General features: G+C 60.7%; 14 protein-coding genes. 2 read left to right on the top strand and 12 right to left on the bottom strand.

The genetic code is table 11. The features are described 5' to 3' along the window. Window positions 1-114: 114 nt before the first annotated feature. Both Q4481_RS04845 and Q4481_RS04850 read right to left on the bottom strand, forming a co-directional pair. A complete protein-coding gene (locus Q4481_RS04845; protein ID WP_304375192.1) occupies window positions 115-351 on the bottom strand; it encodes a hypothetical protein in 237 nt (78 codons plus the stop codon). A 126-nt stretch (window positions 352-477) separates the two neighbouring features. Further along, window positions 478-681 carry a hypothetical protein gene (locus Q4481_RS04850; protein ID WP_304375193.1) on the bottom strand — a complete coding sequence of 68 codons (204 nt, stop codon included), beginning with the start codon at window positions 679-681 and terminating at the stop codon, window positions 478-480. Between the two features lie 446 nt (window positions 682-1,127). On the opposite strand from Q4481_RS04850, the gene Q4481_RS04855 reads away from it, so the two are divergent. Then, window positions 1,128-4,118: an Ig-like domain-containing protein gene (locus Q4481_RS04855; protein WP_304375194.1), complete on the top strand. Its 2,991-nt coding sequence runs from the start codon at window positions 1,128-1,130 to the stop codon at window positions 4,116-4,118. 8 nt (window positions 4,119-4,126) lie between these two features. Here the strand turns inward: Q4481_RS04855 and Q4481_RS04860 are convergent, their stop codons facing one another. Together Q4481_RS04860 and hemN are read right to left on the bottom strand one after the other, a co-directional pair. Continuing rightward, window positions 4,127-5,047, bottom strand: coding sequence for a glutaminase (locus Q4481_RS04860; protein WP_304375195.1), 921 nt, complete (start codon window positions 5,045-5,047; stop codon window positions 4,127-4,129). A 122-nt stretch (window positions 5,048-5,169) separates the two neighbouring features. Then, entirely contained in the window at window positions 5,170-6,519 is a 1,350-nt protein-coding gene (hemN, locus tag Q4481_RS04865; RefSeq protein WP_304375196.1) for an oxygen-independent coproporphyrinogen III oxidase, read from the bottom strand. Window positions 6,520-6,686: 167 nt separating this feature from the next. On the opposite strand from hemN, the gene Q4481_RS04870 reads away from it, so the two are divergent. Beyond that, entirely contained in the window at window positions 6,687-7,433 is a 747-nt protein-coding gene (locus tag Q4481_RS04870; RefSeq protein ID WP_304375197.1) for a Crp/Fnr family transcriptional regulator, read from the top strand. Between the two features lie 2 nt (window positions 7,434-7,435). Here the strand turns inward: Q4481_RS04870 and Q4481_RS04875 are convergent, their stop codons facing one another. The 8 genes from Q4481_RS04875 to Q4481_RS04910 form a co-directional block, all read right to left on the bottom strand. Continuing rightward, entirely contained in the window at window positions 7,436-7,864 is a 429-nt protein-coding gene (locus Q4481_RS04875) for a L,D-transpeptidase (RefSeq protein WP_304375198.1), read from the bottom strand. A 105-nt stretch (window positions 7,865-7,969) separates the two neighbouring features. After that, window positions 7,970-8,953 (bottom strand): adenosylcobinamide-phosphate synthase CbiB, encoded by a 984-nt coding sequence (gene cbiB, locus Q4481_RS04880; RefSeq protein WP_304375199.1) that lies wholly within the window; start codon window positions 8,951-8,953, stop codon window positions 7,970-7,972. After that, entirely contained in the window at window positions 8,947-9,972 is a 1,026-nt protein-coding gene (gene cobD, locus Q4481_RS04885; RefSeq protein WP_304375200.1) for a threonine-phosphate decarboxylase CobD, read from the bottom strand. The genes cbiB and cobD overlap by 7 nt, the downstream gene beginning before the upstream one ends. Before the next feature lie 3 nt (window positions 9,973-9,975). Continuing rightward, complete coding sequence (locus Q4481_RS04890) at window positions 9,976-11,262, bottom strand: cobyrinic acid a,c-diamide synthase CobB (RefSeq protein ID WP_304375201.1); 1,287 nt, start codon at window positions 11,260-11,262, stop codon at window positions 9,976-9,978. Further along, the gene (gene cobA, locus Q4481_RS04895) at window positions 11,259-12,101 is read right to left on the bottom strand and encodes a uroporphyrinogen-III C-methyltransferase (RefSeq protein WP_304375202.1); all 843 of its coding nucleotides are present in this window, start codon (window positions 12,099-12,101) and stop codon (window positions 11,259-11,261) included. The genes Q4481_RS04890 and cobA overlap by 4 nt, the downstream gene beginning before the upstream one ends. Window positions 12,102-12,362: 261 nt before the next feature. After that, window positions 12,363-13,313: a nucleoside hydrolase gene (locus Q4481_RS04900; protein ID WP_304375203.1), complete on the bottom strand. Its 951-nt coding sequence runs from the start codon at window positions 13,311-13,313 to the stop codon at window positions 12,363-12,365. A gap of 90 nt (window positions 13,314-13,403) precedes the next feature. Beyond that, the gene (locus Q4481_RS04905) at window positions 13,404-13,787 is read right to left on the bottom strand and encodes a cobalamin biosynthesis protein (protein WP_304375204.1); all 384 of its coding nucleotides are present in this window, start codon (window positions 13,785-13,787) and stop codon (window positions 13,404-13,406) included. Beyond that, window positions 13,784-14,164, bottom strand: coding sequence for a MerR family DNA-binding transcriptional regulator (locus Q4481_RS04910; RefSeq protein WP_304375205.1), 381 nt, complete (start codon window positions 14,162-14,164; stop codon window positions 13,784-13,786). Before Q4481_RS04910 ends, Q4481_RS04905 begins: the two co-directional genes overlap by 4 nt. Between the last annotated feature and the right edge of the window lie 5 nt (window positions 14,165-14,169).

Below are 14,169 nucleotides of genomic sequence, written 5' to 3' on the forward strand. Positions count from 1 at the left end.
CGAGAGCCTGGCCAGCGAAAACGGTGGCGACAGCGGCGAAAGCGAGAGCGGATTTACGCATTGTATTTCTCCTGGATATCTTTGATTTCGTTCGATTGATCGGTTGCGATCGGATTACTTGTCGGTGGCCGGGAAATAGTCGCCCTTCGAGAGCTTGGACACATCACCCGAGTAGCCGAAGGCGCGTTCGCCAGAAGCGACGGTGTTGGCACCCTTCGCATAGTCGGCATAGGTGCCCTTGTTGCCAGCCTGGACATATTCGCTGTAGCTGCCGTTCGGCCAATCAGCGGCGAGAGCCTGGCCAGCGAAAACGGTGGCGACAGCGGCGAAAGCGAGAGCGGATTTACGCATTGTATTTCTCCTGGATTTCACGACACCGGCCTCTTAGGCCCGCCATGTCTTTTTGGTTTCATCTTGGTGTCGGCCGTTGGGAGCCGGCGCCACCTTTCCCGTCGCGTCATGCGTCCGGGCTCATCTTCAACCCCCAATCGCCTCAGTGCGTTTTGTCGGGGCCGTCTTCGCGTCCACGGCGACAGCTTCGCCATGGAAGAATTCCACTTCGTGCTCGAACGTGAACACTTCGGTCGTTTCGGCCTTGTCATGTCGCTCGCCAGCCGAGGCCGGAAACACCGGCAAAATCATCATGGTCGAAGCGGCGATCAATTTCAGTGCCATACTCATTTTTAGCAACCTACTGTTCACTCTGCGTTGACAGTCACGGATCATTTCGTGGCTGATAAGTGACAGATAGAATTAGCTAGCTATTTGTTCAAGGCGTGACGAAGAAAAAAATGCACCGGATGTCATATTTTTTTCATCTGCGCGTTTAATTATGCAAATTATCTATATATTACAGATATTTGCAAGTTTTGATTAAACTCGCCTCTCCGTGTTGTCCGAGAAGGTTTTCGCCCTGTCTCTGGCTCAACCCGCCTTTCCTCGGGTGCCATCCACAGGCCTTCACTGCACATAACGCTGGATATGGGGCAAAAGTTTCGCGCCGCAACAAAACTTCGGTCACAAAATTGCGAGCCGGAGGTGAACCAAATTTCTGCAGTCCCGCAAGACCGGGCAAGAGGCTAATTCTTCCCCATTGAGGTCCGCACCAGCGGCGCGCGGAGGTACCCATGGCCAATTATGTCGAGACGCTTGTCAACAGTTTCACTGCCAACGCCCAGAAAGAAAGCGCCGTAACGCTTCTGGCCGACGGTGGCTGGATCGTGACCTGGTCCAGCCTGTACCAGGATGGAAGCGACAACGGCATCTATGCTCAACGGTACGACGCCGACGGCGAACCGATCGGCGCCGAAATGCTCGTCAACAGCTATACGACCGGAACCCAGATCTATAGCGGCGTCACAGCGCTGGAAGACGGCGGATGGGTGGTGGTCTGGTCAAGTTACGGCCAGGATGGCGACGGATACGGCACTTACCAGCAACGCTATGACAGCGACGGCAACCAGATCGGCTCCTATGAACTGGTCAACAGCTATACCACGTCGCACCAGTGGCCATCGACTGTAACCGGTCTTGCCGATGGCGGCTGGATTGTGACCTGGGCGAGCAATGGCGAGGACGGCAGCGGCTATGGCATATACGCCCAGCGCTATGACGCCGATGGTCTCAAGGTCGGCACCACATTCTCCCCTCCGACCTATACGACCGGAAACCAGCAGGACCCGAGCATCTGCAGCCTCGCGAACGGCGGCTGGATCATCACCTGGTCGTCCGATGGTGCGGATGGCAGCGGCCTCGGCGTCTATCAGCAGGTCTATGATGCGGCGGGCAACATCGTTGTCGCCGCAACGCGGGTCAACAGTTACACCGCGTCCGACCAGTTTGGCAGTTATGTGACCGCCCTTGCCGATGGTGGCTGGGTTGTCTCCTGGACGAGCAATGGCCAGGATGGTGCGAGTTACGGCGCCTACCTGCAACGCTTCAATTCTGCCGGTGTCGCCGTCGGCAGCGAAACCCGGATCGATACAGTCACCGCCGGCAGCCAGTATCTGACCGTCGTGGCGGCGCTTGCGGATGGCGGTTGGGTGACCAGTTGGACGCGCACGAGCAACGGCGGCAACGACGCCGACGTCTATATGCAGCGTTACGACAGCGATGGCGATACGGTCGGCGGCGTCACGCTCGTCGAGACCTATACAGCCGGCTATCAGAGGGAAAGCGCGATCACCGCCCTGGATGACGGTGGCTGGGTCATCACCTGGACATCCCAGAGCGACGGCAGCGATTACTCGGTTGCCATGCAGCGCTACAATGTCTACGGCGAAACATGGACCATCACGCCGCCGAAAGGCACCAATGCAACGATCGATGTGCTGGAGGATGGCCAGCACCGGTTCGCCGAAGATGATTTCGGCTTCTCCGATCTGGATGACGATACGTTCGTCTCCGTTACCATAACCTCAATCGGTGCCGAAGGCAGCTTCCGGCTCGACGGCGCAACGCTTGCGGTCGGCGATATCATCGCAGTCGAAGACATCGACAAACTCGTCTGGACGCCCGATGGCGACGTCAATGGTTCGGCGCTCGCCACGCTCGGCTTCAAGGTCACCGACAGCTATGGCTGGACATCACGCAAGTCCTATACGCTTACTTTCGATGTGCTTTCGGTCAATGATGCGCCGACGGCAACCGGCAAGGTGCTCTCTCTGCTGGAAGACGGCAGCCTTGGTTTCGAGAGCGACGATTTCGGCTTTGACGATAGCGATGACAACGATCTCTTCGCCATCCGCATCGTCGATGTTCCCTCAAGCGGAACGCTGTCGCTCGATGGCGAGCGCGTCTCCACCGGAAGCGAAATCGCTGCAGACAGCCTTGAACGCCTTCTCTGGACGCCTGATGCCGACCAGAACGGTGACGCTTCCGCCACGCTGCGCTACCGTGTGATCGATGATGGCGGCACCGATAACGGTGGCACGAACATCTCGACCACCCAGACGCTGACATTCGACATCCTCTCGGTCAGCGATGCGCCTGAAGCCGAAGATGCCACCATAACGATCCGGGAAGATGCGGCGCACACATTCGAAGAAACGGATTTCGGCTTTTCAGACCGCGACGGCGACATATTCAAATCGCTCGTCGTCACCGCGGTTCCGGACAGCGGGACGCTGAGCCTGAAAGGCGTGGTGATCGAGGCCGGTGACGTGATCGCGGCCTCCGACATCGATCACCTGAGCTGGCGTGCGGAGGCGAATGCCAACGGAACCGGGCTTGCGAGCCTCGAATTTCATGTTCTCGACAGTGGCAGCACGTCCCGGGGCGGGATCATCCAGAGCGAGATCCATTCGATCCGCTTCGATGTCGATGCGGTCAATGATGCCCCGACCGCCGCCAATCTGCGCCTGTCCATCAAGGAGGATCAGCTTTTAAGCTTCTCCAGTGCCGACTTCGCTTATGCCGATAGCGATGGCGATGCGATTGCCTCTCTCAAGATCGTCTCCGTCTCGGGCCATGGTACGCTCACGCTCGACGGGACGGCGGTGGCCGATGGTCAGGAGATTGCCTTCTCGGAGGTCGACAGCCTCGACTGGACGCCTGCCGCCAACTGGCAGGGAGACGCCGCCGGCACCATCCTCTACAGCCTCGTTGATGATGGCGGAACGGTCAATGGCGGCGCGGATACAAGCGCTGTCTACAGCATCACCGTCGATGTCGACGATGTCGTCGATATTCTCAACGGCACGAAACGTATCGACCGTCTGGCCGGAACGAGCGGCCGGGACTATATGTTCGGCCTTGGCGGCAATGACAGGCTGATCGGCAATGATGGCGACGACCGCCTGTCGGGCGGCGCCGGTAATGACACGCTCATCGGCGGCGCCGGCAACGACATCCTGACCGGAGGGAAAGGCGCCGACCTCTTTGTGTTCGAGACGACGCGCAACCAGACCGACCTGATCGTCGATTTCAGCGGCAGAAAGGGCGAAGGCGACCGCATCGATCTGTCCACCATCGACGCCATCACCGGTTACAAGGACCTGATGGCCCACCATCTTTCAGAACTCGGATCATCGATCCTGATCGAAGGGTCGGGCGGCTACGGAATCCTGCTTGAGGATGTTGCACGCGCCGACCTGTCGAAGGCCGATTTCCTGTTCTGACCTGCGCGTCAGCCGAAGATCGACCAGCCGGTATGGCGGGCGAAACTTTCGAGCGCCCTTGTTCCCGTTGCGGAATTGCCATTCTCGTTGAGGCCAGGCGACCAGACCGCGACTGACGCCTTGCCCGGCACAGAGACGAGAATGCCGCCGCCGACGCCGCTCTTGCCCGGCAGACCGACGCGGAAGGCAAAATCGCCGGACGCATCGTAATGGCCGCAAGTCAGCATCAGCGCGTTGATGCGCCGCGCCCGCTCAGCCGACACAACGCTCGGCCCGCGTCCGGCAAGCCGTCCGCCATTGGCGAGAAACAGTCCTGCTTTCGCCAGTTGCGCACAGCTCATCGACAGTGCGCATTGATGGAAATAGACGCCAAGGGTCTTTTCGACCGGATTCTCGATGTTGGAAAAGGCGTGCATGTAATTGGCAAGCGCCGCATTTCTAAAACCGGTCTCCTGCTCGGAGCGTGCAACATCGCGGTCGATGGCGATCTCGTCGTCATCGGCGATCTGACGCACGAATTGCAGGATTTCGCCCAGCGTCTCCTTGGGCTGGTGACCGGACAACAGCACATCGGCCACCACGATGGCGCCGGCATTGATGAAAGGATTGCGGGGAATGCCCCGCTCGTTCTCAAGCTGGATGATGGAGTTGAACGGCGTTCCGGACGGCTCGCGCCCGACCCGTTTCCACAAGCCCTCTCCCACGCGCCCGAGCGCAAGCGTCAGCGTGAAGACCTTCGACACACTCTGGATCGAGAAAGGTTCATGCGCATCGCCGATCACATGCAGTTCACCATCGACCGTCGCAATCGCCATGCCGAACTTGCTTGGATCAATCCGCGCGAGCGCCGGAATGTAGTTTGCCACCCGACCTTCGCCGATATGGGGCGCGATGTCGGCATAAACCTTGGCAAGTACGTCATCCAGCATTCCACTTGGCCCTATTTCCGTCACGTCCAATGACAGGAGCGGATTCGTCCTGCCGTCGGACCAACTTCTAGCCAAAAGCTGTCGATCGCCAAAGCGAAATCGGCAGCCGCCGCCGGAGCCGGTCAGACCGCAACCGAATGGCGGCCCTTGCCGTTGGCGAGATAGGCATCGAAACGGGCCGCGATCGACCGAACGAAAGGCTGCGCTTCAGGCGCCACCACCAGACGGCTATCGGCAATCGAGACATGGCGATCAGAATCGCTTGCCACCAGATCCTGCGCCTCGGCGATGATCTGGCTGGCGGCCGAACCGAACCGCTTGACGAGTTCATCGAAATCGAGCGCGAAATCGCACATGATCCGCTCGATCGCCCACGCCCGCATCCGGTCGTCATCACTGAGTTCGAAACCGCGGGCCGCTGCGAGCACACCCTGTTCGACAGCCTTCTGATACATGCCGGTCGCCGGGATATTCTGGATATAGCCCTGCGGCAGGCGACCGATGGCGGAAGCACCGAGGCCGATGAGCGCCGTTGCCTGATCGTCGGTATAGCCCTGGAAATTGCGGGTCAATGTGCCTTCGCGCGCTGCGATGGCCAGTTTGTCGTCCGGCTTGGCAAAATGATCGATACCGATCGCCTGATAGCCGGCCTCGCGCAGCATATCGCCGGCCCGCACCATGAGATCGAACCGCATCGTCGAGCCGGGAAGCGATGTCTCGTCGATCATCGTCTGGTGCTTCTTCATCCACGGCACATGCGCATAGCCGAACAGCGCCACCCGATCTGGCGACAGCGAAATGATGTCGGCAACGGTTTCCTCGAGCGTTTCCATGGTCTGGTGCGGCAACCCATAAACGATATCGCAATTGACGGAGGCCGCACCCCGGCTCCGGACCTGCGCGACAACATCCGCCGTCTGTTCGAAGGTCTGGATCCGGTTGATGGCCTGCTGCACCTTCGGCGCAAAATCCTGAACGCCGAGACTTGCCCGCGTCATGCCGATCGCCGCCAGCGCATCATAACGCGCCGCATCAAGGTCGTTGGGATCCATCTCGACGCTGATCTCGGCATCGGCAGCAACGGTGAAATTCTCGCGGATCAGCGCCATCAGCGCAATCATGTCCGGCCCGTCGACAAGCGTGGGCGAACCGCCGCCGAAATGAATGGCGGTCACGCGGCTCGATTTCGACACCAGCGCGCCGACAGTTTTCACTTCTTCGGAAAGAGCCGCAAGGTAGGTCTTGACCGGATCATACTTGTTCGTCTGCTTGGTATGGCAGGCGCAGAACCAGCACAGCCGGTCGCAATAGGGAATGTGAATGTAAAGCGAGACCGTGTCGCCACCCCCGAGCGCCTGAAGCCAGGAAGCATATTCGGCATTGCCGATCGCTTCGCTGAAATGGGGCGCGGTCGGATAGGAAGTGTAGCGCGGCACATTGCCGGTATATTTCTCAATCAGCTTAATGGTCATGATGCTCTCCATCTTGCCTCTTTTCTAGAGACTGGCGATGGACAAACCTTGATCTCGGTCAAATTGGCGCTACCATCAACCCCGACCAAATGCTAAAATGACGCAGCTTGCGCAAAGGGCCAGAAACTGGTTTCCAAGCGTAGCAAAAAATAGATATAAGGCATTTCATGGACGAGATTTTCAAGCGCACGGAAAATCAGCGCAAGGACATACATAACTCCGACATTCCCGTGGTTTGCCGCGCTTGCGAAGCGCGCCATGGCGGCATGTGCGGCGTCATGACACCGCAGCAGCTGACGGAACTGAGCAAGTTCACTACGCGCAAGAAGGTCAATCCGGGTTCCGAAGTGGTCGGACAGGGCGAGCAGGTTGCCGCCTATGCCAACGTGCTGAAGGGCGTGGTCAAACTGTCCAAGATGCTGCATGACGGTCGCCAGCAGATCGTCGGCCTGCAGTTCGCACCCGATTTCCTCGGTCGGCCCTTCTCACGCGAAAGCACGATTTCCGCCGAAGCGGCCACCGAAACCGAGATCTGTTCCATCCCGAAAGCGGTTCTCGACCGCATGGTCGGCGATTCGCCGGAACTCGAACACAAGCTGCACCAGCAGGCGCTGGTGGAACTTGACGAAGCGCGCGACTGGATGCTGACACTCGGTCGCAAGACCGCGCAGGAAAAGGTCGCGAGCTTCCTCTACATGATTGCCCTGCACTACGATCCGGAATCGACCGAGCGCACGGTGTTCGATCTGCCGCTGTCGCGCGCCGATATCGCCGACTTCCTCGGCCTGACGATCGAGACGGTGAGCCGCCAGATGACCAAGCTGCGCGGCGATGGCGTGATCCAGATCGAAAACAACCGCCATGTCAGCGTTCCCGACATGGAGCGCCTCGCCGAAGTGGCCGGGATCGAATAGGCTCAGCGGGTGATGATCACCCGTGTATTCGCAAGCCCCGCCTGTTTTGCCAATCTGAAGAAGATCGCCGCATTGTCCGGATGAAGACGGATGCATCCGTGCGAGGCCGGGCGACCGAGACGTTTCAGATCATAGGTCGCATGCACCGCGTAGCCACCCTTGAAGAAGATGGCGAAAGGCATCGGCGCATTGTCATATTTGCGCGAGCGATGGTGACGCGAAGCGAAATAGGCGCGGTAGCTGCCCACGGGCGTCACATACCCCTTTCGGGCCGTCGACACCTTCCAGCGATGGATCGGAAAGCCATTTTCGCTGACCGTCATCGTCTGTGACGAAATGTCGATCCGTGCCGTGACCGTTCCAGCCTCGGCGACAGACTGCGATAGAAAAGCCGCAAACAATGCAGAAGTAATCATTCCAAAACGCTTCATTCTGCTCCCCTCTTTTCATGACGCCATATGACCCGACGTGCATTTGAAGTGCGAATATTAGCATGGAAAAGATGATCGTCTCTGGAAGACTTCCATTAACGTAAATTAGAGCATCACGGCAGCCAGCAGCAGCGCCGCCAGTGGCACGATAAGATTGAAGGCTGTGCAGGCTCGCCAGAAGACGGCAATCGCGGCATCGATATCGGCCGGACCGATCTGGCAGCGGCCAGCCGCATTCTGCATCGGTTCCACCACCGTCTCGCCCTCATAGATGCGCGGTCCGGCAAGCGCGATATCGAGTGCCCCTGCCATGGCCGATTCCGGCCAGCCGGAATTGGGCGAACGGTGCAGGCCATGGTCGCGAAGGGCAACGGAGAGCGACCGTCTCATTGCCGCCCTGCCCCGCTCGGCGAGCGCTCCGAGCGCGATCAGCAGGGCCGAGAGCCGCGCGGCGGGCCAGTTGGCGACATCGTCGAGCCGGGCGGAGGCCCAGCCGAACTCGCGATAGCGCGGCGTCTTGTGACCGATCATGGAATCGGCCGTGTTCAGCATCTTGTAGGCAAACAGGCCCGGAAGACCGAAAAAAGCATAGAAGAGCGCTGGTGCCACAACGCCATCGGAAAAGTTCTCGGCCAGGGTCTCGATCGCGGCGCGACAGACACCGGCCTCGTCGAGCGTTTCCGGGTTGCGCCCCACCACCATGGAAACAGCCCGGCGCCCGCCGGCGAGCCCTCCTTTGCGCAAGCCCGTAGCCACCGCCTCGACATGATCGGCAAGGCTCTTCTGCGCGAGGAAGATCGCAACGACGATGATTTCGATCACCGTGCCCAACCATCCGAAATAGATCAGCACCCGATGCAGGAACCAGCCTGAAAGGATGCTGGCGAGAAGCAGTGCCAGAATGGTCATGATCCCGTAGGAGCGCCGGTCCTTGCGATCGAGCCCGCGGCCGTTGAAATGCTTCTCGAAGAAGGCAATCGCCTTGCCGAAAATGACGACCGGATGGGAAACGCGGCGCCAGAGCCAGTCCGGATCGCCGATGAACCGGTCGAGCAGCAGGGCAAGCGAAAGGCAGACGAGGGTCAGCATGCGGTCCCGTTCGGTCCTGAGGAGAATCGCTTCAAGATGCCCGCAAGATGCTGATCGGCCGCCTGGTCCGGTGCAAGGCCGATGCGCAACCATGTTGGCGCATAATCGAACTTTCGCACGAGAATATGGTGATTGGCCAGATGCTCGTAGAGCGCTCCAGCCTCTGGATGTCGCACCAGCGCGAAAAGCGAGGTGCCGCCGAGAATTTCGAGATCAGCCGAGTTCAGAGCGCCGATCAGGCCGTGATGGCGTTCGGCGATCACGGCATCAAGCCCGCTCCGATCGGCGGAAAGAAACCGTTCGGCAATGGCAAGCGCGGGTCCCGACACCGGCCAGGGGCCGAGAGATTGCGCGAGCCGCTCCATCAGATCCGGATCCGCAAAAACAAAACCGAGCCGAACGCCCGCCATGCCGAAATATTTGCCGAACGAGCGACTGACCGAAAGATTGGGATAACTTCCCGCATGGGCGGCGACCGACTGGTCAAACGCACTGTCGCCAAAAGCTTCATCGACATGCAGATGCCCACCCGATTCCTGTAATCTGGCAGCCAGCTGCAACAACGTCGCCCGCTCGGCAATCCGGCCATCGGGATTGTTGGGATTGACGACGATCACCGCCCCATGGCGATCCTCGATCTGATCGACGCTCGCAATCGCCTCGACCGCAAAGCCTGCCGCCTTGAAGCAATGGGCATATTCGCCATAGGTCGGCGAGACGATCGCAACCGGCCTGCCAACAGGCGCGACAAGCGGCAGAAACTGGATGAAGGATTGCGTGCCGGGAACGGCAACCGGTAATGTTCCGTCATCGCTGCCAAGGTAGAAGCGACGGGCAGCCTTGCGGGCAGCCAGGTCCAGCCCGGCATCCGGCAGCCGGTTCCACACCGCCATCGGCAGGTCCGGCAAAGCCGGCGGACAGGGATTGATGCCGGTGGAAAGATCGAGCCAGTCTTCGGCGCGCCCACCGTAACGGGCGACCGCTGCGGTCAGGCCGCCACCGTGAACGATCCCGGCCATCGCTCAATCCTCCACGATGTCGATGAGATGCATGTAGGAGCCCGAGACATTGCCAAGCGCGAGCCCCGCATCCGGCAAACGGGTTCCTTCGGCATCGACGGCGGAATAGACGCGATCCGCTGCCCCTTCCCGCGCCACGGTCGAATAATGAAACTCATGCGCCATCAGCTTCCGGCCGGCAAAGGGGCCGGCAAGCGCTTCGAGCCTGCGATAGCCAAGCTGGCGCTTGCGGGTGGCAAAGGAAGTCGAAAGCGGCAGCAGACCGAGCATCGGCCAGGCCTGGCTCTCCGCATCGATCAGTTCTTCGCCGAGCACCATGTAGCCGCCGCATTCGCCATAAATCACGGCACCGCTTTCCGCCTTGTCGCGCACACCGGTCAGGAACCGTTCGGCCTGGCTCAGCCGGCCGGCATGAAGCTCGGGATAACCGCCCGGCAGATAGACCGAATCCGAAAACACATCCGGCGTTTCGTCGGCAAGCGGCGAAAAGAAGCTGATCTCGGCGCCAGCCATTCGCCAGCCATCGAGAAGATGCGGATAGGAAAAGGCAAAAGCCTCGTCACGCGCCACCGCAATCCGTCCGCCGAGCGGCGGCAGGCGTGGCACAGACGCAACCGACTGTCCGGCAGGACGTTCGCTCAGCTGCAGGATGCGGTCAAGATCGAGCCCGGCTTCGACCCGGTCCGCCGCATGGTTCATGAAGGTTTCGATGCCGCCGATCTCGCCGGCCTGCACGAGGCCGAGATGCCGTTCCGGCAGAACCATCTGCCGGTCCTGTGGCAGGATGCCGAGAATGGGGAGGTCGACCCCCTCGAGCCCGGCCCGCAGCATGCGTTCGTGGCGGGCGCTGCCGACGCGGTTGAGAATGACCCCGGCGATCTGGAGATCCGGCCAGTGCGAGGCATAGCCGCGCACCAGCGCGCCGACAGATTGCGACATGCGTCCGCAATCGACCACCAGCACCACCGAAAAACCAAGCATGCGGGCAAGGCTGGCGGCCGAGCCGCTATTGTCGGCAGCACCATCATAAAGGCCCATCATCGCCTCGATGATGACGCGGCCACCCGGTGCGATCTGCTCGGCCAGCAGGGATGGCCGCATGGCCCAGCCATCGAAATTGAGGCATGGCCTGCCACAGGCGATTGAATGAAAGGCGGGATCGATGAAATCGGGACCGGCCTTGCCGGGATTGATCTCGACGCCGCGCCGCCTGAGCGCGCGCAGCAGACCGAGCGTCACGGTCGTCTTGCCGGAACCGGAGGACGGTGCCGCAATCAGAAGTCCGCTCATGCAGGATCCTTGAGGAGCCGCGATCCGAACGGATCCATTTCGAGCACACGTCCGGACAGGGCGCCCAGCCAGTCGAGACCGGTTCTGAGACGCACGACTTCGCCGACCACGACGATCGCCGGCGGTTCGATCCCGGCGGCTTCCATGTCCGCGACTGCGGCACCAAGCGTGGTTTCAAGCACGGTCTGCGCCTTGGTGGCGGCATTGCAGACGAAGGCGACCGGCTCGTTGGGCGAGCGGCCAGCCTCGATCAGCTGCCGTGTGATCTCGCCGACATGCTTCATTGCCATATACATGACGATGACCGGCGAGCCTTCGGCAATGCCGCGCCAGTTGATGCGATCGGGCACGACGCCGGAGGAATCATGCCCCGTCAGAAAGGTCACGGCATGATTGACTTCGCGGTGCGTGACCGGGATGCCGGCATAGGCCAGCCCGCCGATGCCAGCGGTAATGCCCGGCACGATGCGGAAAGGAATGGAATGTTCCACCAGCGTCAGGGCTTCCTCGCCACCGCGACCGAACACGAACGGATCGCCGCCCTTGAGCCTCAGAACACGCTTGCCGGCCCGCGCCAACTCGACGAGCCTGAGCGAAATGTCGCGCTGCTTGGGCGAAGGCTTGCCACCACGTTTTCCGGCGAACTCGAACACGGTTCCCGTCCCGGCCAGCTTGAGGCAGGACTCATCGACCAGCGCATCATGCACAACGACATCGGCCTGCATGAGCCCGCGTACGGCAAGCAGCGTCAACAGGCCCGGATCACCGGGACCGGCGCCGGCTAGCCATACATGCCCCGGCTCGAGCTCCGGCAGGCTGGAAAGGATCGCATCGTTCATACCGTTTCCTAGGACCATGTTGCGAAAATTGCAATCATCCGCCCCGGGGAGAACCGTCTGCGGTAGCCGGTCATGCTAATGTTTGCCGATTGCGACGTCAGCCCCATTTGCGCCATGCGCTGGCGTCGTCACGAAATCATCACAGTGCAAAAAGGAAACCGGAAAAGCCGGATGGCAAAAGGGCGGCTCTGCCGAACCGCCCTGAATCGTCGTTTCAACCGAATCCCCCAACCCTTTGAGAGGAAAGGGCTGCGGAATTTCTTACTGGCGCACAAGCGTCTCTTCGACGAGGGCCAAAAGCTCGGCCGCCTTGACATCCATGCAGGCGAGCTGGCTCGGCAAACCATCCCAGGCGCTCGGGCCGAAACGCATTCCGTCCGGCTTCTGCATCGTCTTGCCTTCGCCGATGCCGGTCGTAAGCACCCGGATCGCACCCGGACGGGTGACGAAAAGTTCGGGCGCGACGACATAGACGCAGGCGCAGGTATCATGCACCACCATCGCATCCTCAACCTGACCGGAATAGAAATCGATGTAGAACTGCGACAGCCGGTCGAGAAGTTCAACCGCCGGGCCACCGCGAGCGGCAAGCGCTGCAAGCTCCGAACGCGTCATCACCGTCTTCAGCGTCACGTCGAGACCGACGAGCACCACCGGCCAATCGGCAACCATCACCGCATCGGCGGCTTCGGGATCGCCATGGATGTTGGCCTCGGCTGCCGGATTGACATTGCCCGGCACATCGACGGCGCCCCCCATGATCACGACCTGCTTGACCAGGCGTGTGATTTCCGGCGCCACGCGCAGGGCATTCGCAAGGTTCGTCATGCGGCCGACGGCGACGATGGTGATCTCGCCCGGATGCGCCTTGATCATGTCGATCAGGAACTCATGCGCCGGACGCGGATCGAGCGGTTCGCCCGACATGTCCGGTACGCCGATATTGCCGAGCCCGTCATCGCCATGGATGAAGGTGGGAAAGGGATGGGTTTCGCGGCCGGGCTGGTACTTGTCACCCGAGCCCTTGGCAATCGGCGCCGAGAAGCCGAATTCGCGGCGGAGGAAGAGCGCATTGTTGGTGGTGATATCGATCGGCGCATTGCCGAACGTCGTCGTCACGCCGACAAGATCGACCTCCGGGTGGCGCGCCAGAAACAACAGCGCCATGGCATCATCCACGCCGGGATCCGTATCGAATATAACCTTCTGCATTCTACCACCTTCGTCGCATATCATTCGAGGATGCTTTGACAAAAGGCGCTTACATTGGCCAGTCTTTTTTGACCGGAAGGTAAAATTATATCAAAACGCAATCGCAACTGTGACTTTGTTCACACGAAACTTGGGCAGAATGAGCCTTGCCCCGGGTCCAGCCGCAGCCAGGGCCGCCGCCTCCGCAACACCATGACAGCCAACCGAACGGAACACCGCCTCAGACGGATTGGCAAGCCGTGGCGTTTCCTTTTCCAGCCGCGCGGCAGGATAGGCTGTGACCGGCCAGCCATGCTCTTGCGCGAGCGATTGGAAAGCGAGCCCCCGGGCGCGCTGTTCGAGGGTTGCAAGTTCACCGATATCGGCAGTGCCGAGACCGGCTGCGGCAAGCGCTTCCGCCACGGCCTTCGTCAGATCCTCAGCGGTCGCTGTGCTGGAAAAACCGATGCCGAGTGTCGCCTTGGCCGCCGTCATGCCGAGACCTTTCGCGGGGACCGAACCGGCGGGACCACCGGACAGACGGAAGCAAGAAGGCCGGCAAGTTCCGTCCTCAGGGCCTGAAGGCCCGCCATTCGGGCATCGATGAGGGCGAGCTTGTCGGAAAGGATGGCACTGATGCGGTCGGCGGTGAGCTCGCCTGCGATCAGCGCCGGAACCTCCGCACCGATTTCGGAAAGGGAAAAGCCCAGCCTTTGCGCCATGCGCACATAATTGACGACGAACAGCATCGCCTCGTCATAATCACGGTAGCCATTGGGGCGCCGCTCGGAGCGGATCAGGCCCAGCCGCTCGTAAAGGCGCAGCGCATCCGTACTGACGCCAGCCTTGGCTGCAAGTTCGCCGATCCGCATGAACC

This window comes from Fluviirhizobium alvei (genome assembly GCF_030551875.1).
In the GTDB taxonomy this organism is placed as follows: domain Bacteria; phylum Pseudomonadota; class Alphaproteobacteria; order Rhizobiales; family Rhizobiaceae; genus Rhizobium_E; species Rhizobium_E alvei.